Origin of the sequence: Dysgonomonas sp. 37-18, assembly GCF_001899125.1 — a bacterium.
In the GTDB taxonomy this organism is placed as follows: Bacteria; Bacteroidota; Bacteroidia; order Bacteroidales; family Dysgonomonadaceae; genus Dysgonomonas.
Map to the genome: position 1 here is coordinate 1 of NZ_MKVC01000047.1, position 20,027 is coordinate 20,027.

General features: G+C 40.0%; 21 protein-coding genes and 1 pseudogene. 13 read left to right on the top strand and 9 right to left on the bottom strand.

The annotated features are described in order from the left end of the window. Positions 1–141 precede the first annotated feature (141 nt). Genes BGO84_RS17105 through BGO84_RS17115 form a run of 3 tightly spaced genes read left to right on the top strand, consistent with a single transcriptional unit; the run spans position 142 to position 3,369 of the window. Entirely contained in the window at positions 142–1,365 is a 1,224-nt protein-coding gene (locus BGO84_RS17105; RefSeq protein WP_080904112.1) for a site-specific integrase, read from the top strand. Continuing rightward, a complete protein-coding gene (locus BGO84_RS17110; protein ID WP_080904113.1) occupies positions 1,362–2,375 on the top strand; it encodes a tyrosine-type recombinase/integrase in 1,014 nt (337 codons plus the stop codon). The genes BGO84_RS17105 and BGO84_RS17110 overlap by 4 nt, the downstream gene beginning before the upstream one ends. Further along, entirely contained in the window at positions 2,359–3,369 is a 1,011-nt protein-coding gene (locus BGO84_RS17115; RefSeq protein WP_080904114.1) for a tyrosine-type recombinase/integrase, read from the top strand. Before BGO84_RS17110 ends, BGO84_RS17115 begins: the two co-directional genes overlap by 17 nt. A 4-nt stretch (positions 3,370–3,373) precedes the next feature. On the opposite strand, the gene BGO84_RS17120 is transcribed toward BGO84_RS17115, so the two are convergent. The 5 genes from BGO84_RS17120 to BGO84_RS17140 are packed head-to-tail and all read right to left on the bottom strand — an operon-like array spanning position 3,374 to position 6,320. Next, positions 3,374–4,423 carry a PcfJ domain-containing protein gene (locus BGO84_RS17120; RefSeq protein ID WP_291031027.1) on the bottom strand — a complete coding sequence of 350 codons (1,050 nt, stop codon included), beginning with the start codon at positions 4,421–4,423 and terminating at the stop codon, positions 3,374–3,376. A gap of 3 nt (positions 4,424–4,426) precedes the next feature. Next, positions 4,427–4,837, bottom strand: a complete 411-nt coding sequence (locus tag BGO84_RS17125) for a PcfK-like family protein (protein WP_291031030.1) — start codon at positions 4,835–4,837, stop codon at positions 4,427–4,429. A 5-nt stretch (positions 4,838–4,842) separates the two neighbouring features. Next, on the bottom strand, positions 4,843–5,862 hold the full coding sequence (locus tag BGO84_RS17130) for a fusion protein (protein WP_291031032.1): 1,020 nt from the start codon (positions 5,860–5,862) through the stop codon (positions 4,843–4,845). Between the two features lie 11 nt (positions 5,863–5,873). Further along, a complete protein-coding gene (locus BGO84_RS17135; RefSeq protein WP_135104127.1) occupies positions 5,874–6,137 on the bottom strand; it encodes a hypothetical protein in 264 nt (87 codons plus the stop codon). A 24-nt stretch (positions 6,138–6,161) separates the two neighbouring features. Further along, complete coding sequence (locus BGO84_RS17140; protein WP_291031034.1) at positions 6,162–6,320, bottom strand: hypothetical protein; 159 nt, start codon at positions 6,318–6,320, stop codon at positions 6,162–6,164. A 163-nt stretch (positions 6,321–6,483) separates the two neighbouring features. On the opposite strand from BGO84_RS17140, the gene umuD reads away from it, so the two are divergent. From umuD to BGO84_RS17170, 6 genes are all read left to right on the top strand, one after another. Continuing rightward, complete coding sequence (umuD, locus tag BGO84_RS17145) at positions 6,484–6,918, top strand: translesion error-prone DNA polymerase V autoproteolytic subunit (protein WP_135104126.1); 435 nt, start codon at positions 6,484–6,486, stop codon at positions 6,916–6,918. A gap of 10 nt (positions 6,919–6,928) precedes the next feature. Beyond that, entirely contained in the window at positions 6,929–7,666 is a 738-nt protein-coding gene (locus BGO84_RS17150) for a DUF559 domain-containing protein (protein ID WP_135104125.1), read from the top strand. Further along, positions 7,666–8,916 (top strand): Y-family DNA polymerase, encoded by a 1,251-nt coding sequence (locus tag BGO84_RS17155; RefSeq protein ID WP_291031036.1) that lies wholly within the window; start codon positions 7,666–7,668, stop codon positions 8,914–8,916. Before BGO84_RS17150 ends, BGO84_RS17155 begins: the two co-directional genes overlap by 1 nt. A gap of 11 nt (positions 8,917–8,927) precedes the next feature. After that, positions 8,928–9,215 (top strand): putative quinol monooxygenase, encoded by a 288-nt coding sequence (locus BGO84_RS17160; RefSeq protein WP_291031038.1) that lies wholly within the window; start codon positions 8,928–8,930, stop codon positions 9,213–9,215. An 8-nt stretch (positions 9,216–9,223) separates the two neighbouring features. Further along, on the top strand, positions 9,224–9,850 hold the full coding sequence (locus BGO84_RS17165; protein ID WP_291031040.1) for an HD domain-containing protein: 627 nt from the start codon (positions 9,224–9,226) through the stop codon (positions 9,848–9,850). A gap of 64 nt (positions 9,851–9,914) precedes the next feature. Next, positions 9,915–10,319: an NUDIX domain-containing protein gene (locus tag BGO84_RS17170; protein ID WP_291031042.1), complete on the top strand. Its 405-nt coding sequence runs from the start codon at positions 9,915–9,917 to the stop codon at positions 10,317–10,319. Between the two features lie 57 nt (positions 10,320–10,376). Here BGO84_RS17170 and BGO84_RS17175 read toward each other — a convergent pair. The 4 genes and pseudogenes from BGO84_RS17175 to BGO84_RS17190 form a co-directional block, all read right to left on the bottom strand. Further along, positions 10,377–10,890: pseudogene (locus BGO84_RS17175) on the bottom strand (ORF6N domain-containing protein). Between the two features lies 1 nt (position 10,891). Continuing rightward, complete coding sequence (locus tag BGO84_RS17180; protein WP_291031044.1) at positions 10,892–11,311, bottom strand: hypothetical protein; 420 nt, start codon at positions 11,309–11,311, stop codon at positions 10,892–10,894. 13 nt (positions 11,312–11,324) lie between these two features. Next, entirely contained in the window at positions 11,325–12,563 is a 1,239-nt protein-coding gene (locus BGO84_RS17185) for a site-specific integrase (protein WP_291031046.1), read from the bottom strand. A gap of 849 nt (positions 12,564–13,412) precedes the next feature. Continuing rightward, entirely contained in the window at positions 13,413–13,541 is a 129-nt protein-coding gene (locus BGO84_RS17190; RefSeq protein ID WP_291031048.1) for a hypothetical protein, read from the bottom strand. A gap of 278 nt (positions 13,542–13,819) precedes the next feature. Here BGO84_RS17190 and BGO84_RS17195 point away from each other — a divergent pair, with 278 nt between their 5' ends. The 4 genes from BGO84_RS17195 (at position 13,820) to BGO84_RS17210 (ending at position 20,021) form a co-directional block, all read left to right on the top strand. Next, a complete protein-coding gene (locus BGO84_RS17195; protein ID WP_061115009.1) occupies positions 13,820–14,083 on the top strand; it encodes a hypothetical protein in 264 nt (87 codons plus the stop codon). Positions 14,084–14,176: 93 nt separating this feature from the next. Next, complete coding sequence (locus BGO84_RS17200) at positions 14,177–15,676, top strand: efflux RND transporter periplasmic adaptor subunit (protein ID WP_085535645.1); 1,500 nt, start codon at positions 14,177–14,179, stop codon at positions 15,674–15,676. Positions 15,677–15,688: 12 nt separating this feature from the next. Further along, a complete protein-coding gene (locus tag BGO84_RS17205; protein WP_085535644.1) occupies positions 15,689–18,862 on the top strand; it encodes an efflux RND transporter permease subunit in 3,174 nt (1,057 codons plus the stop codon). Continuing rightward, positions 18,843–20,021: a TolC family protein gene (locus BGO84_RS17210; protein ID WP_085535643.1), complete on the top strand. Its 1,179-nt coding sequence runs from the start codon at positions 18,843–18,845 to the stop codon at positions 20,019–20,021. Before BGO84_RS17205 ends, BGO84_RS17210 begins: the two co-directional genes overlap by 20 nt. Positions 20,022–20,027 lie beyond the last annotated feature (6 nt).

The window sequence follows — 20,027 nt, forward strand, 5'->3', positions numbered from 1 at the left end:
TCATTATGCTCAGTATATGGTTATGCGTAGCATTTGTGATAACACGCTGCTTACTAATAAAATAAAGCAAATACACTGTGCATAATATTTTGAATTAGCTATGTTTTCCGTATACTTAGTTGTATTTTAAACTCAATTAAGATGGAAAAAATTAAACCAAAAGAATTAGTAAGCCTTTTGAATAAAGAGCTTGCCAGAATGCAGTACAAAAAAACATCATTGGTTCAACACCGAAGGAATTGGGCTAAATTGGTTATGTTCTTTGAAACTAAACAAGAAGAATATTTTTCGATGAAAACGGCGATGGAGTATCTTGAAGGGAAATGCGATTTCTTCACAAAGGAAAGGGCAGACAAACTCACTCCAAGTAACACCTGGCTTTACCGTTCTATCAAGATGCTATGTGATTTCCACCAACATGGTACACTATTGCATCGCCATATACGAACACGTTTCACTGTAAACAACGCATTTCATCTCGAACTATTGACCGAATTTCACACAAATTGTGTTTCTATGGACTATGCAACATCTACAACAAAAGGGTATATACGCACAGTAAGTAAATTACTTTCATTCATTGAATCAAGAGAGCTCATAGCTAAAGACATTAATCCCGGCATACTTGTAGATTACGTAAAAACACTTCTTGGTTATAGCCCAAAGATGGTTGAATTTATGTTTTGTGGAATACGAGCTTTCTTGCGCTTTCTCAAAGCTTCAGGGTATACGAATACGGATTTATCCAGTTCTTTGCCAACTGTAAAAATACCGCAGAAAGCCCGTATTCCATCAATTTGGGATCCCGCAGATCTAAAAAAATTGCTGGATACTATTGACCGAGGTAATCCTTCCGGCAAGCGAGATTACGCGATCATTTTGTTAGCCAGTAGGATTGGGATGAGATGTGTAGACATAAAGTCTCTAAAGTTTAATGACATTAAATGGGATGAAAATCGGATTGAAATAATCCAAAAGAAGACAGGAAGACCCGTAACCTACCCTCTGCCACGAGAAATAGGCTGGGCTTTGATTGATTACATCCAAAAAGGTCGCCCTAACTGTGAGGATAAGAATGTGTTTGTCCGGCACACAGCACCAATCTGCCCTTTTGGAGATTCAAGCCGTCTGCTGGATATGATAAAAAAGTATATGAAAATGGCACATATATCAATGCCCCAAAATAAGAAATTCGGTATGCACTCTTTGCGCCATACTTATGCTACTTCTTTAATGGAAAGGCATGTTCCAATTGAGGAAATTGCTCAATTGATGGGACATGTAGACCCTACCACTACTGCGATTTATCTCAAGAGTAGCTTGAATCTGCTAAAGGAATGTACATTAAATATTGATAATCTATGAATAATATCTACTACTCTGGTTTTTCTGAAGATATAATAGGTCTCATTGAACAAAAGCAGACATTGGGATATAAGTACAAGTCTCAAGCAATGATGTTAAAACGTTTTGACCAGTTCTGCTTAAAAAATTATCCAAATGCGACTATCCTCGATAAGGAAATTGTTCTTCACTGGGTAGCCGTTAATCGCGGTGAACATCCTTCTACTCAAGAAACTCGGCTCTCTCCACTCAACGAGTTGGCGAGATACATTGTACGTAAAGGAGAATCTGCATACATACTGCCAAAAGGGGTGCTGGCTAAAAAAGTGAAATATACTCCTTATATTTTCAGTGATGAAGAGATCAAACGTTTGTTTGCTACCATCGATAACGGTTGCTTGTTTTGTTATGAAGTTCCTTTACGGCACATTGTAATGCCGATTTTCTTCCGGCTTTTATATTGTTGTGGTCTCAGAGTGACAGAAGCCAGATTATTAAAAGTGCAGGATGTTGATCTGGAGCGCGGCATTTTGACTTTAACACAAACCAAATTAGGAAAATGTAGGCAAATACCATTGTCTTTAGAGTTACTTAATCATTTTAGGGAGTACTCTCAAAAGGTTCATGTTTTCTCTACGCCACAGACGTGGTTTTTCCCTGGACTCAAAAACAATCCCATGACAAGCCAAAATATAAATAGGAATCTTCGCAGATTCTTATGGAAAGCGGGAATATCACATCATGGAAGAACAAAAGTTGGCGAACGAGGAGCTCCTTGTGTTCATTCGTTGCGTCATACATTTGCTGTAAACTGTCTACGTAAATGGATGCAAGAAGGGAAAGATCCGAATGCATACCTTCCAATTCTTCAGGCATATATGGGGCATACCTACTATCGAGATACCGCTTATTATCTACACCTAAGCTACGATTTGGTTCAGGATATCAGATCCAATATAGAACAAACATTAGGAGCTATTATTCCATTCAACTCATCACAAAATACAATAAGTCATGAAAAATACGACTGATTTTGCCAATCATCTTGAGCATTTTTTTACGGATTTTTTAATTGGATGTCGAAATCTAAGTAAGAATACAATCTCCTCTTATAGCGACACTTTTCGGTTACTGGTGATTTTCTTCAATGATCAGCTATCCATTTCTCCTGAAAAGTTAAGATTGAAAAATATCAATAACAAATCTGTCCGTGATTATCTTGATTGGCTACAAAAAGAAAGAAAAAGTTCCAATGCCACCAGAAATCAGCGCCTTGCAGCTATTCATTCATTTTTCCGCTATCTTCAGATGCAAGATCCTAAACAGCTATTGAGTTGTCAACAAGTGATGCAGATACCCTTTAAGAAAAATGTTCAGCCTCTTTTAAATCATCTTACTGTATCTCAGGTGAGTTCTTTGTTAAGACAACCAGATATGAGCAAGAAAGGAGAAAGAAGAGATGCCGTTATACTTAGCGTTCTTTATGACACAGGAGCCCGCGTTCAGGAACTCTGCGACTTGAAGGTTCAAAATATTAGATTAGAGTCCCCTGCTTCAATCTCTCTAACTGGGAAAGGACACAAAACAAGGATTGTTCCCATTGTTGGAAATACTGTTAAATTATTGGCTAACTATTTAGAAGAAAATAAATTAACTGCCACACATCGATTAGACCATCCTTTGTTTTATAATCAACGTCGGCAAGCATTAAGTAGAGGAGGAATCACTCATATTTTGAAGAAATATGCAGACCTAGTTGAAGACAATAATATGCCGGTGAAGGTTACTCCTCATGTTCTCAGACATAGCAAAGCAATGCACCTTCTTCAAGCTGGCTATACTATGGTTGTGATAAGAGACTGGTTAGGTCACGTTTCCATTCAGACAACTGAAATTTATGCCACATTGGATATTGAGGCTAAGCGTAAACTTCTCGAAAGAACTTTTCCGGATAACATTCCTGATTACGATCTGCCAGATTGGAATAAAGACGGTAACCTTATTGACTTTTTGAAAAAGTTTTAAAATATTATGCGTAGCGTTTGGAGTATATCGGATTTATATTCTGCGTGTTATCTAAATGGCTACGCATAACCATATACTGAGCATAATGGGCTTTTGCCTCTCTGAATGAATCTTCTTTTGCGAGTTGCTTTTCAATCTCTAATTGAGCATCTGCTTTTGCTTTCTTGGCTACATAGCGGTCATGCTCTGCTTTCAGATTATCGGGACAAACATATTTTGCATTGCGCAAGTCTTTGCCAAAGAAGCGAAGTAAGTCAATATAATCGCACCAAAGGGTAGCATCTTTGATTTTGTAGTTATTACGAATACAAATTCTAATCGATTGCCAATAGTTATCAATGTTCTTCCATCCGCTATCCATAATACGCTTTAATAGCTTGGCTTGTTTAGCTTTTATTAGCGTTTCAGCTTTACTATCCGTTAGTAGGATACGAAATAAATCTAATGGTTTTTGATTGTATAAGGCTTTCTTATAGCCTGCACGTTTTAGTTCAGGTATTAGTTTTTGTTTTGGATATACTGCACCTGTATAGATACGATTATAGACATCAATCTCTTGTCTTAATTCCAATGGAGTATGAAATATCCAAGAATCATAATACATTGTACCCATTGTTTGGCGAAGACGTGCAAATGTGCAGTACTTCCCATCGGAAGCAATCCAACGTTGCGTCACTTCGGATGCTCTGTATTTGGGTAATTCTCCGATTTTGCTTGTATATCCTAACATAATAGTGCGTAGTACCTGATATCCTTTATGGGTATCAATAACAGTCATATAATAGCTGTCATTGAATGTCCGTTTGGCTGTAGCTTTTACAGTCAGCTTTGATTTACAGTTCGGACAATCACAACCTAAAATAGTCGTAATCAGTTCCCCTTCTCCCTGCCATGAGTGTCCGCATTTGGCACAGGTTACAATACCTTTTTTTGATCGATAACCGAGATATTCAATTGCATTATCATATCCCCATTGTATTTGTTCGTTGGTAATAGCAGGTAATGTCTTGCTTACTTCTACAACTTGTTGCTGGAATTTATTATTTGGTTTCATAGGTCAGAATAGGCTTAGTTGGTTGGTATTGGCTGTTTGTTTAGCTGTTGTCTTTTTCTTGGGTTGCATCATCTTGTCATAGGCATCATTCTGTACTTTCTGAATGGCATCTTGGCGTTCCTGTTGTTTTTCATCTTCTGTCAGTTCTACAACATGGTTAACTGCAATTCGGGCATCAATCGGTTTACCGACTTCTATATTTTCTTCGTCGTAATAATGTACTGCCATTGAGTAGACTTCGTCATCAGTGAAGCCATTACAACCGCTTTTCTGTACTTCGTTTAAAATGTAAGTACAACAATCATCAATGTTCTTGCTTATATTGGCAAATGATTGGGCGAACAAAGGGTCTACTGTTGCCCTTTGTTCTAAATGTGTTAATATAGTTCGTGTGAAATATGCTGTTGATTTCATAGTTGTTATTTGTTTAAGTTTAGTACTGTGTTTAATTCATCTCTCTTACTTTTGGAAAATATCCATCCTGCTTGCTTTTCATTGTTGTGTGTCAGTCTTGGATTGAATTTTCCACCCATTGCTTTAAGTAAATCTTTGATTTCTTTAGTATCTCCGAACAGGGCAATTGCTTTTTCTGAATAAGCAACGATCTCAAAGGAAAGGTTATCAGATTCAAATTGGAGGGTTGGCTCTTTCTCGTTTTCGATAGAAGTATTATTACCATTGCTGTTAGTGATATAAATACCATCGGAACATCCTGCCACATAGGCAAATTCATCAATTTTATTCTTTCTGTCGTATATAGGAGATTTTTCAATGATCCATCCGCTGTATTTGCTTTCTCCTAAATAATAGCCTGCACCCATTGAATACTTTTCTCTGTGTTCATAGTCCTCATTATAGATTGCCAGATGTGCTGTTTCTTCAAAATTTGAAGCATACTTCCTCATTTCGGAAAATATATCACGTTTGTGTTTGGAAAAACCTAAGATTACAGTGCGTGTTACCCTTGAGGCATAATAATCGGTTTGTGAGTCGGATTCATCTGCTTTCAGGCGAGCCACAATAATTGCTTTGGCATCTTGGGGTAAGTTTTCATTCAGCCATTTTCGACCGATCTCCCTTACAGCCTTTCTGCGTTCATTTTCTTGTCGCTCTTTTTCCTGTTCTGCATCCTCTTTAGCCTTTGCTTTGGCATAGAGTTCAATGACTTCTTCTTCAGGCATGAATTCAATATTGTTTTCATCGTAATACATACCGATTCCAAACTTTTGGCTCAACGGTTTAATGATTTCAGATTGTTGCATATCAAGTGTACGGAGGTTAATCAGATGATAGTGATAGCCGTATTTGTCGTGTGTAATTTGGTGGACTACATAACGGTCATAAGAATATCCTTCGATTTGAATAATTTGGTTTTCTGCTACTGCTTTCACTTCTGTGTCGGTTGTTATTCCTGCGAATAATGAATATAATTTTGTCATGGCTGTACAGTTTAAAAGATTAGAATTAAGAAAATGGAGATAAGAATGATAAAGGCAAGGATTGATAAGATCATCTTGATGAATAGCTTTACTAGCTTAAATACAAGACATATAATCAGATAGCCACCGATAAGTCCTGTAATAAGAGAGATGTTTATACTCACTTGCGTTACTATCCACGCACATAAAGCCATTATTGCTACCCCTAAACCCAATTTTATGATGATTCCAGAGGAGAGGGAGTTTTGTTTCATTATTTTTCTTTCGTTTCTCATAACTGCGACTTTTTTTTTCATGCGTCATCCGCCGTGTCGGTCGTTTTTTATTTCAAGGGCAACAAATGGGTATAGGCTTTTAGACAGGCATATTTTTTCGTCAGTAAATACGCTCGCCTGAAAGGAAAGAGGAAGATTTCTGCGAAAACCGTCAGGCAATGAATATGTAGGACTAAAAGCCATTCATACCTTTGCCCGATGAACAGAAAGACCGATCAAGAGATGACTCTACCAAAAGAGGAGTGGTTATAAAAAGAGAAACAGAAAGTAAAATTCTATAATATGGATGTATTAATTAAGATTCTTAATTCACGTTATCTCTGTTGCTTTATGTACTTTTGTTTTGATGGAAAAGAAATCTCTTGAAATATTTCGTGCTGAAGTAGATACTGAATTATCACTTCCTATAGCTGACGGAGGGATCAAAGCCGGATTCCCCAGTCCGGCACAGGATTTTATGGATCTGGCTATTGATTTGAATAAAGAGTTGGTTCGCCATCCGTCCAGCACATTCTATGGCCGTGTGCGTGGTGACAGCATGCAAGATGCAGGTGTTTATGATGGAGATATATTGATTATTGATAAATCTTTAGAGCCGCGGAACGGAGATATGGCGGTCTGCTTTGTCGATGGAGAATTCACTATTAAGTATATCAAAATAGAAAAAGAGATAGTGTGGCTTATACCTGCCAATGATAAATATAAACCCGTTAAAGTGACAGAAGATAATGATTTTCTTATCTGGGGGATTGTTACTTATTCAATAAAAAAACAGAGATAGTTTGCTTAATATGGATATAAAAACTTTAATAAATCGTCTACGTGTTAGGATAGAGGATGATTATTCTGAATATAGTGAGACATATTCAGAAAATATATTCGAGATAATTGACAACTATATAAATAACGATAAATATTCTGATTTAGAAAAAGCATTTTATCTGATATTGAATCAATATCCTAGTGATATGAAGAATTATTTTGTAAAGCCTAATGAAATGGTTCTTATACCAGATGTATATGATATGGGAAGTCCTGGAATAGAATATGAAGTAGATTTTGCTATTTATGGAGGGGTATTGAATAATCCTGTTAAAATAGCAATTGAATGTGATGGAATTCGTTCTCATAGACAAAAACATAGTAATAAAGACAGAAAAAAGGACGTAAACTTTCAGGCGGCAGGTTGGATTGTTATTAGATTCGGTTCAAATGAAATTCATGAAGAATTGGCTAAGCATGAAAATCAAGAAAATTACACATCAGATTTTTTACAGTATATAGAAAATGTAATAAATGAAACTTCGCAGATAATCACATGGAGGTCATATGCGAAAGCTGACTTTAGAAGTAGATTAACTGGATATAAGTGGGGATATATACTTTGCCCACTATGTGGAAAAAGCCAAATGGGAGAATTGAATCATATAAAACATGCCTGTAGGCATTGTGGTGAAAAATTCAAAAGAGAGGTCCTTTCAAGTGAAAATGTAAAATATCAACATAACGGAATATTGTATTTTGATTAATGTACGCTCTAATCGATTGTAATAACTTCTTTGTTTCGTGTGAACGGGTTTTTAATCCGGCATTAAACAATCGTCCTGTTGTTGTACTCAGCAACAATGACGGTTGTGTTATATCCCGAAGCAATGAGGCCAAAGCGTTAGGTATAAAAATGGGAGTACCATTCTTTCAAATAAAAGAGCTTGTTAAGCAGTATAATGTTGGGGTTTATTCCACCAATTTCACACTCTATGGAGATATGTCGGATAGAGTAATGAATACACTATCCAATCTAGTTCCCGATATGGAAGTATATTCTGTGGATGAGGCTTTTCTTCATCTGCACGGAATAGAGGATGTTACAAGCTATAGCAGACATATCGTCCGCACAGTAACTAAAAATACAGGAATTTCTGTATCCATAGGCGTAGCACCGACTAAGACATTAGGAAAGATAGCTAATCACTTTGCCAAGAAATACAAGGCATATAACAATGTTTGTATTATTGACAGTGAAGAAAAACGGATTAAAGCATTACAAAAGACACCTATCGGTGATGTTTGGGGAATCGGGCGTCGGCATACAAAGATGCTTGAATATCACGGAGTAAAAACAGCATATGATCTAACACAAAAGACTCGATCATGGGTCAGAGGTAAGATGACTGTAATCGGGGAGCGTACCTGGCTGGAATTACAAGGTATCCCCTGTATTGAAAAAGATGAACTGTCGGCTAAGAAACAACAGATATGTACATCCAGAAGTTTTGGACAGCCAATCACGGAATACAATAATTTATTGGAGTCCATTGCTTCTTTAGCTTCATTGAGTGTCGCTAAATTGAGGAAACAGAAAACCGTTACCAAAGCCGTTTATATTTTTGTGCAAACCGATCGATTTGACGAGGATGTATACAAACCTTCAAAGGTTGTTCCTTTGTCTTTCTACACATCGGATACAGCCGAGATTATTGGTTACTGCCGTCAGGCTTTAGATTCTATCTATTTGCCGAATCTGGAATATAAAAGGGCTGGAGTTGTATTGATTGATATTATCCCCGAAGAATATGCACTGCGAGATTTCTTTGATGAAAAAGACCGTGATAAGCTACAGCGATTAAACCGGACTTTGGATGAGATAAATAAAAAGAATGGACGTGATACTGTAAAACTTGCAGTTCAGGGAAACGGTTATAGTAAGAATATTCGTCAGGAGCATCTCTCAAAACGATACACGACCAATCTTAATGATATTATTGAGATTAGAATTTAGTAAAAAACAAAATGATAAAAGTTATAGCCGAGGATTTTATAAAAGAAGAGTATTTGGAAATAGTAAAACCTCTTTATGAAGAATTGGTTGCTAAGACCAAACAGGAGAAGGATTGTATAGAATACAATCTTTATATAGATCAGGACGATAAAACTCACTTTATCTTCATTGAAGAATGGCCGAATCATGATGCATTGGACAGACATTGTCAGTCAGAGCATTTCAGACGGCTTGTCCCGCTGATTAATAAACACCAATCCAAAGAATGTGAATTTACCATTATGGATATTTTTCAATAAGTAAAAGAATGGAGAATAAAGATATTCTGATAGAAGCACAGGAATATATCAAAGAAACTTTTCTTAAAGAAGGAACGGGACATGACTACTATCATATAGAACGAGTGGTTATTAATGCCAGAAAGATTTTGAAAACAGAACAAGCGGATAGTTTTATTGTTGAATTGGCGGCTTGGTTACATGATCTGGGCGATCATAAACTACATAACGGAATAGATAAGTCAGAAGAGTTAATCAGTGCATTTCTTAAATCCTTGGCTGTTGAACAGTCAATCATAGATCGGATAATTGAGATTGTTTCTCAGGTTTCTTTCAGTAAAGGGAATAAGCCATCTTCAATTGAAGCCGAGATAGTACAAGATGCAGACCATTTGGATGCTATCGGAGCAATTGGTATTGCCCGGTGTTTTGCATATGGTGGAAGTAAAAACCGTATCTTATATAGTCCTGATGAAAAGAAGAAAGAGAATTCAAGTATTCAACACTTTTATGACAAGTTGTTTAAACTAAAGGATCTGATGAATACAGAATCGGCTAAGCTGATAGCTCAAAACGCCATTCATTTATGGAAGAATATATTGCTGAATTTTACAGGGAAGTTCAATAAGAATGCGATTGAGTCCGTTTACCTTTGACTTAATATAATTTTAAGACAAAGTGATTTTTCAATCATTAGGCTATAATAAATAAAGGATAAGAATGACATTATTAACAGCAGGACTGGTCGTTACAAAAAATAATCAATTGCTTTTAGCATACAGTAGTAATAAGAATGCATGGTATTTACCGGGTGGGAAAGTAGATAAAGGAGAAACTTCCAGAGAAGCACTTATCAGAGAAATTCATGAAGAATTAAATATTGACTTGCAACCAGATAAAATCGAAAAATACAAACATATTTCTGCTCCGGCATACGGAGAAAGTCCTGAATTGATAATGGAACAGGACACTTTTCGATATGATTTAACAGAGAAAATACAGCCAAGTCATGAAATTGCTGCAGTGAAATTTTTCGACTTAGAGATGTATAAGCAGGAACCGGCTCAGGTCCCCGGTGTATTAAAGGTTTTTGCACTATTGAAAGAAGATGACATAATTTTATAAAATGGAAAAGAGAAAATTAGTCTTAGAAACAAGCAAGAGGAGCTATTGCTCCTCTTGTTAATTTTGGATATATCCGACACGCTTTCTGGGTTTATTTTCCTGTTCTCTGGTACTGGCTAACTCTGTCAGAGCCTGATATATTTCATTAAACTGCATATTCGTTTCTAGCATAAATATTTCTAACTTTTGGTTAAGCTCTGCATAATCTAAAGCGTATTGGCGTAAAACTACAAATGCCCGCATGATTGAAATATTGATTTCAATTGATATTTTGCTTCGTAATACAGATGAGAGCATAGCTACTCCCTGCTCGGTGAATGCAAATATCTTAGATATCCCAACATTATAGCCCGAGGGTATCACAGATTGTGACACCCCTATGTTTATCAATTTCATAGCTTCTTCATCCGTCAGTTCAAACATAAACACTGGGAAAACGCTCTATATTTCTTCGAACAGCCTGTTTTAAAACTCGGGTTTCAACCTGATAGAGTTCTGCCAAATGAAAATCAATCATCACTCGTAATCCGCGAACTTCAAATATCTTATTTTGAATAATTTGTAATTCCATATCAATTCAAATTTTTAAATGATGATTTTCCTGTGTTAGCATTGAATATTATGATCATTTCAGATTTTGCCTTTACCCTTCCGTATTCACAAAAAGCATTCAACACCCATTCCCGAAAAGCTTTGGCATATAGGGATTGAATACGAAAGCACAAGAAAATAATAACTTCTAAATTATAGTAAATGCGAATATATTCTTCTTTCTCATTTCGGATATATCTGTATTCTTTTGTCACAGCTGCTTCTTTCAATAAACTATCCCTAAAAATAGCCTTTAGATTTTTGCTGATTGTCGGAGTATAAACCCCAAACAGATCAGCGATTTCATTTACTGTCATCCAAACTGTACCATCTACAATTTTCACTTCAATAATTGGTCTGTCAGTATCTATGTCTGTAAACTTTATATATCCTGTTTCCATAAATTCAACTAGATTAAACAATAGCACTTTTTGATTCGTAAGTTTTTAGTTTTCCCGCAATAGCGTTCATTTCATTGGCTATCTTGTTATTGGTTATACGGGCATATATCTGCGTCGTCTGAATTTTTGTATGCCCCAGCATTTTCGATACAGACTCGATCGGAATACCCAACGATAAAAACGTCGTTGCAAATGTATGACGGCTCATGTGATAGGTGAGGTGCTTCTCAATACCGCACAAATCGGCAATTTCCTTCAAATAAGAGTTCATCTTTTGATTGCACATTGTCGGAAGAACTTTGTTGTTCTTTTGTTTCCCTCTGTATTTCTCGATTATAGAAAGCGGTATATCCATCAACGGAACGGTTATATCTGTATTCGTTTTAACACGCTTCTTCATAATCCATAAATTATCATCAAAATGAGGCTTTATATCGTCATACGTTAATTCATATATATCTGCATATGAAAGTCCTGTAAAGCAGGAAAATATAAATATATCCCTTACTTTTTCAATCCGGCCAATAGAGAAGTCTTTCTCAATAATTGCTTTTATCTCTTCTTCGGTCAGATATCCTCTGTCAACCTTCTCAAAATGAATTTTATAATTCGCATAGGGGTCTGCAATGATCCAACCATTATTCTTTGCTATATTGATAATCTTCTTCAGAAGCCTCATGTTGCGCCCGATTGTATTGGTCTGGCAATTCCCTTCAATTCTAAGATAAGTTTCAAAATCCGTTAAGAAACTGTGTTTAATATCTTTCAGTTTTATATCAGACAGATTGTATTTGAATTTTAAGAATGTCTGAATCTTTTTATAAACACACTTGTATTTTTGCAGGATAGCGGGAGAGTATTTTGTGCCGACCAGTTTTTCCATATCTTCATTGTGCTGACGATAGACTTCCAAAAGATAGATTGGAATATCATTAGGGGAGGAGGAGATACCCAAAATACTATTTTTTAATGCTTCTGTAGAGACAATCCCGTCTCTGTCGAATATCTCGTTGTATTTCTCTTTGATTAGAGTGGAATAAGAATCTATAATCTTATTGATACCTAAAGCATCTTTACTTTTACCTGTTGCTCTGCCTGTAGTTGATTCCCAAATATTCTCATTTATTGCTGCTTTTATATTAAAGCTAACTTTCTCTTGAGAGATTGTGATTCGGCAGAAAATTGGTGCAGTTCCGTCTTTCTTTAATTTGTCCCGACGGATGTAATAAATGACATTAAATGTACTTTTCATAACTACTCATTTTTAATTACAAATAAAACAATATTGTTTCTTGAATGAGTAAATCTTGTACTTCCAAAAATGTCTGATACACTGCCAATTAAAGACGATTTAGGGTGAACACTTTTTCCGCTTAGGGTGAACACTTTGGGGAACGAATTAAGGCGTTCGATGCCTGTTTAATGTCTTTTTCTGGCTATATGGATAAAAATAAAAATCCTACAATATGTTGATATTGTAGGATTTAACTAATTTTTGTCACCTTTCGGCTTTAACTTTGGCGGTATGGACGGAAGATGAACTTTTCGCTTTAACTGACTGTCTGTTAGTAGATTATCCCTTATTTTTAATGTAGGGGGTACAGTTAATGTACGTTTTCTACTTACTCTTGACAATCAAAGACTTACATTCGTCTTTTTGTCCTTTTCCCATTTAGCGGTCCGGACGGGTTTAAAACCCTACCCGTATTACGCTAATATTCAGTGATTCAATATTTCAATTTCGTTCATGGGGTACAAATGGGGGTAAATTGCTTTACTTGGCCTTTTTGGCGGCTATTGTCACCCGTTTGACTGCTTAGAACTCAGGTTCAAAATTACACATTTTTTCAATAACAACAAACATTCTCACTATTAATCTTTTATCCTTTGTGCAAGGTGCAAGCATCTATATATAGATAGACTTGCACCTTGCACAAATTTTTTTCCATATAAGAATTATCCTATCATGTTAAAAAAATCCATATCTTTGCAAACATGAGATTTAGGAAGGTCATATCATATCTAATTCTTGCGGTATATGGTTCGGTATTAATACATACCATTATCCCGCACGACCATCACACGCACCTTTGGGAAACCGTTAGTGCGGCGATTGATGTATTCCATGATAATGACGACGAACATCATCATGCTGACGGTTCAACCCATCACCATGATACACATAAGTTTCCCCATCATGAGGAATCGCAGCACCCCGAAGTTTATACATTAAGTTCAAGCAATACCATTGCCCAACTGTTTGCAACCCTTACGCTATACTGCCATGCGGTTCAAACATTTGACTTTACACCTAAAGAGGTTGAAATTGACAAGCAGAACATTTATTATGTCCCGCTTAAAATTCCAATAGCCTTTACTTTAGGCGTTCCGCCACGCGCCCCACCTATCGTTTAATTTTTTATCGAGCGTTTTACAACCACAGCCCGTAACAGGCTTTGTGGTTTGTGATTATTCAATTCAGTTCAAAAAAATTAAACGAAAATTCAAATGAAAAAGATATTTTTAGCCATCGCAATCTGCGGTTTCCTTTTTGCCTCATGCGGCAACAAATCCAACAGTAATAACGGTACGCATAAGCACGATGATGGTAGCGTACATACCGACCATGCCGCCGACCCAGCCAAGCCTGCACAAGAAACTTTCAAGGTAGAAGCCGACACGACTGCCGCCAAGAAAGACAGCCTAAATCAAAAGCACGATGACCACGGTCAAGCGCACGACCACGGCGACGGCAAACCTCACAAACATTAATAATCGAATTGGGAATTGACAATCGGGAATAGTTGCTTTACGCAATTCTGTTCCCCGGTTGCTGATACCCTATTCTCTAAAATCAAGTAAAAGATGAAACGCATCCTATATTTAGTATGCCTTACTGCCGTCATGTTCGGCTGTAAAGGCAAATCAGAACAACCCGCAGGCGACCATCCGCACGACGAAAAACTTCAACTCACCGCATACAGCAGCGATTTTGAGGTTTTCGCCGAAGCAACGCCTTTTGTCGTGGGACAACCGAGCGATATTCTCGCCCACTTTTCCTTCCTGAAAAATTTCAAACCGATTACAGAAGGAAAAATAACGGTAAGTTTAATTGTCGGAACCGATGGCGCACGTCAAACACTCGAAACACCTACACGCCCCGGCATCTATAAATTTTCGCTGCAACCTGCCACCGCAGGAACGGGAAAATTGGTGTTCGACATTGCAACACCGCAGGGAACTTCGCAAATCGTTGTTTCCAACATTAAGGTTTATACCGATGTACACGATGCACAGCACGACGCGGCAGATGCCGTGGCTTCGAGCAGCAACGGCGTAGTATTTACCAAAGAACAAAGTTGGAAAGTCGATTTCTCAACTGCGGCAGCCACACGCGAACCCTTCGGGCAAATTATCCGAACCACTGCGCAAATCCAACCTTCGCAGGGCGACCAACAAATTATAACGGCTAAAACCGCAGGCATTGTACTTTTTCCGAACGGTGATGTGGTGGACGGAAAAGCCGTTGGCGCAGGACAATCGCTGTTTTCCATTGAAGGCGGCGGAATGGCTGACAACAACCTGATGGTACGTTACAGCGGTGCTGAAAGCGAATACAACCGAGCTAAAGCCGAGTATGACCGTAAAAAAGAGTTGGCAAAAGACAACATCGTTTCGCAAAGCGAACTGTTGAAGGCACAAACGGAATTTACCAACGCCGAAGCCGTATTCAACAACCTACGGAAGAATTTTTCGGCAGGAAAGCAAACCGTTTCTTCACCTATCAGCGGATTTATCACGCAGGTATTGGTCAGCAACGGGCAATACGCCGAAGCGGGACAACCCGTATTGGTGGTTTCGCAAAACCGCGATTTACTTATCAAAGCCGAATTGCAACCCAAGTATTTTTCGATTTTGGGCGGCATTACCTCTGCCAACATCAAAGTGTTGGACGACGGTCGCACCTTTACATTGGAAGAATTGAACGGACGTGTAGTGTCATTCGGCAAATCATCCGACCTCGCTAATCCGCTTATACCCGTTGTTTTCCAAGTGAAAAACAGTGCAGGATTACTATCGGGCAGTTTCGTAGAAATGTACATCAAAACGCAAACCAACGCGCAAGCAATCACCGTACCCAATGAATCCGTTGTGGAAGAAATGGGAAACTACTTCGTTTACGTGCAATTGACACCCGAATTTTTCGAGAAACGGGAAATCAAAAAAGGCGTAACCGACGGTTTCCGCACAGAAGTAGTATCAGGCATAGCGGATAGCGACCGTGTTGTTGCCAAAGGCGCAATATTAGTAAAACTGGCACAGGCTTCGGGGGCGTTGGATGCGCATTCGGGACACGTGCATTAATCCATTGACAACATGCTGAATAAAATCATAAAATTCTCTCTCAATAACAAACTATTTGTGTTGCTGGGAGCGGTGCTGCTGATTGTAGGCGGAACGTACATATCCCAAAAGATGGATATTGACGTGTTCCCCGACCTCACAGCCCCGACAGTAGTTGTAATGACCGATGCACACGGCATGGCTGCCGAAGAAGTGGAACGGTTGGTAACCTTCCATATCGAAACAGCCGTCAACGGTGCAACCGATGTACGCCGCGTCCGCTCGGCATCCATGCAGGGATATTCCTTCGTGTGGGTAGAGTTCGGATGGGGAACGGATATTTTCAAAGCCCGCCAGATTGTAAGCGAAAAAATGGTATCGCTCGGCAGCGAATTACCCGCCGATGTCGTTCCCGTATTAGCCCCGCAATCGAGCATCATGGGCGAAATCCTGCTACTTGGCTTGCAAGCCGACAGCACTTCGATGATGGAACTGCGCACTTTAGCCGATTGGGTGGTAAAACCCTCGATACTCGCCACGGGCGGCGTGTCGCAGGTAACCATTATCGGCGGCGATTACAAGCAGTACCAAATACTTGCCGACCCGCAAAAGATGGACGTTTACGGTGTAAGCATGAACGAGTTGGAAAACGTGGGAAGCACATTCAGCGCCAATTCGTCGGGCAGCGTAATCCGCGACTACGGTAACGAATTTATCCTGCGCGGCATGGCTCGAACCAACAGCCTCGAAGAGTTGGGAGCAACATTCATTAAAACCGTAAATGGTAAACCCGTTGTTGTTTCAGATGTGGCGGAAATTGTTATCGGCAGTGCCTTAAAGTTGGGTTCAGCCTCGCAAAACGGCAAGCCCGCCGTTATACTTGCCATTTCCAAACAGCCCAATATCAATACGCTCAACGTAACCGAAAACATCGAACGGCGGTTGGCAGAAATACAAGCCACACTTCCCGCAGATGTAAAGTTGGATACCAAAATTTTCCGTCAAGCAGATTTTATCGAATCATCCGTCAATAACGTGGGTGGCGCACTGATGGAAGGCGCGCTGTTCGTAGTCATTATTCTGTTCCTGTTTTTGGGAAGTTTACGCACCACGGTTATATCCGTTGTGGCTATTCCGCTTTCGCTGTTGGGTGCAATTATCGTACTCTACCTGTTGGGCATGAACATCAATACCATGACCCTCGGCGGGATGTGTATCGCCATCGGTTCGTTGGTGGACGATGCCATTATCGACGTGGAAAACGTGTACAAACGCCTGCGGCAAAACCATCGCAAGCCCAAAGAGCACCGACAGTCCTCTTTCACGATAGTATTCGATGCCTCGCGCGAAATCCGTGCTTCTATCCTCAATGCTACGCTCATTATCATTGTAGCGTTTGTTCCCCTGTTTTTCCTTACGGGAATGGAAGGACGAATGCTTAAACCGCTCGGCGTGGCATATATTGTTTCGCTGTTCATGTCGCTGATTGTCGCCATGACCGTAACGCCGCTCATGTGTAAGTTGATGCTTTCGGGCGATAAGTATTTGGATAAAAACGAAAAAGACAGCTTGCTGACCCGCAAACTTTCAACCTTCTACGGTTCATCGCTGCAATGGGTGCTACGCAACAAAAAGAAAGTGTTGTATCCAACTATCGGCGTGTTTATTGTGTCGCTTGGCTTGTTTTTTACAATGGGACAGAGTTTTTTACCCGAATTTAATGAAGGTTCGTTGGTCATTTCTGCCGTAACCAAACCCGGTGTTTCGTTGGAAGAAAGCAGTCGTTTGGGTAATCTAATTGAAACCGAACTAATGAATATTCCCGAAGTAACGGGAACGGCAAGGCGCACGGGACGCGGCGAGTTGGACGAACATGCACAAAGCAGCAACAGTGCCGAAATTGATGTGATGTTTCAACTAAAAGACCGTTCACGAGAAGAATTTATGGAAGATGTACGCCACACGTTGGCAGGCGTTCCGGGCATGGCGACTACCGTCGGGCAGCCTTTGGGACACCGCATCGACCATATGCTTTCGGGAACTCGTGCCAACATTGCCATTAAAATATTCGGCCCCGATTTAAGCCGCTTATTTATGATGGGTAACCAAATCCAAAATTCCATCAAGGGAATTGACGGACTGGTAGACGTGGCGGTGGAACAGCAAACCGAAACACCACAATTACAGGTACGCGCCAATCGCGGTATGTTAGCCAAGTACGGCATCACCATTGAAGATTTCAATAAGTTTATCGACATAGCGTATGGCGGCGAAAAGTTGGCGGACATCTACGAAGGGCAACGCAGCTTCGATTTGGTGCTTCGCTTGAATCAAAACTACACCCAAAGTATCGACCAAGTGAAAGCCGCTCTGATTGACATCGGCAACGGGCGTAAAGTGCCGTTGGAAGAAATTGCCGAAGTGGTTTCCGTTGGCGGCCCCAACACTATTACCCGCGAAAACGTACAGCGTAAAATCGTAGTTTCGGCAAACGTGTCGGGGCGTGATCTAAAAGGTGTCGTAGAGGATATCAAAGCCAACATCGGTGCAAATATCAACCTGCCCGAAGGCTACCGCGTGGAATACGGTGGACAGTTTGAGAGTGCCGAAAGTGCCTCGCGAACCCTGCTTATCACCTCGTTTTTGGCGTTATGTGTGATTTTCCTCTTGCTCTATGGCGAGTTCAAAAACCTCACGCTATCAGCCATTGTATTGCTGAACTTACCGTTGGCGTTGATTGGCGGCGTGTTTGCTGTGTTCTTCACGTCCGATATTGTCAGCATTCCGTCCATCATCGGTTTTATCACCCTATTCGGAATCGCTACGCGAAACGGAATCCTGCTTATATCCAAATACCAACACATGCAGCAGCACAATGAAGAATTGCAAATTTCGAGCGATGAGTTGAAGTCAGAAGGGATTGATTCGGAAATCGAAGTTCAAGATTCAAAATTGCGTGAGATTGTAGTACATGGCTCGATGGACAGGCTCAACCCGATACTGATGACCGCACTTACGGCGGCATTGGCACTTATCCCGCTCGTTTTTCAGGGCGATAAGCCCGGCAACGAGATACAAAGCCCGATGGCAGTTGTAGTGTTGGGTGGATTGCTTACGTCCACGCTATTAAATATTTATATTGTGCCTGTAGTGTACGAAATGTTGGAAAAAAGAAAACAGAAGAAAAATGAAAAAAATAGTAATTAGCCTATTGTTCGTATCCGTTCTGTTTTCTGCGAAAGCACAAAACGGATATGAAACTGTTTTGCAAACAATAGAAGCAAACAGTTCCACGCTCACTGCGCTGCGTGAACAGATGGAAGCGCAAAAATTGGGTAACCGCACGGGAATCTACCTTGCCAATCCCGAAGTTGAATTTCACTATCTATGGGGTAATCCCAACGTCATAGGCAACCGCACGGACTTTACCGTAAAGCAATCGTTCGACTTCCCAACGGCTTACAGCCACAGGGGAAAGATTGCCGACCTGCAAAACGCCAATGCGGAAATGCAGTACAAAGCCGAGCGGATTAACCTGCTGTTGGCAGCCAAAAAAGTTTGCGTTGATTTGGTGTACTACAATACCTTAGCGAAAGAGTATGCCGCAAGGTTGCAGAATGCCGAACGCATTGCCGCTACCTACCAGTCGCGCATGGCGAAAGGCGATGCCAACGTATTGGAAAACAACAAGGCGCAACTGAACCTGACAACCGTTCAAAACGAAATGGCACGTATCAGGACAGAACAGGCGACTTTGCTGTCCCAACTCAAAGGGTTGAACGGCGGCAAGGACATTGCTTTTACCGATGATGTGTACCCTGCCAACGTGCTGCCTGCCAATTTTGAAGACTGGTACGCCTCTGCCGAACCGAAAAGCCCCGTGTTACAATACGTCAGCGGACAAATCGAAATCAGCAAGCGGCAAATAAAGTTGAATCAGGCAATGGGCTTGCCCAAGTTTTCGGCGGGCTACATGAGCGAAGCGGTAACAGGCGAACGCTTCCAAGGCGTTATGGTCGGTGTTTCCATTCCGCTTTGGGAAAACAAAAACCGCGTTAAACAAGCCCGTGCACAGGTTACAGCCGACGAATCGGTGTTGGCTGACACCAAAGTGCAGTTTTATAACCGCCTGCAAAGCCTGCACCTGAAAGCGTCGGGCTTACAACAGAACGCGTTGAAATACCGCCAGTCCATTACGGCTAACGGCAACGAACCGCTGCTGAAAAGAGCCTTGGACGCAGGCGAAATCTCACTGCTTACCTACCTCATGGAAGTGGAATACTACTACGATGCCATCAACAAGGTATTGGAAGCGGAGAGAGATTATAATTTATCATTGGCGGAGTTATCGGCGGTGGAACTTTAAGTTTTG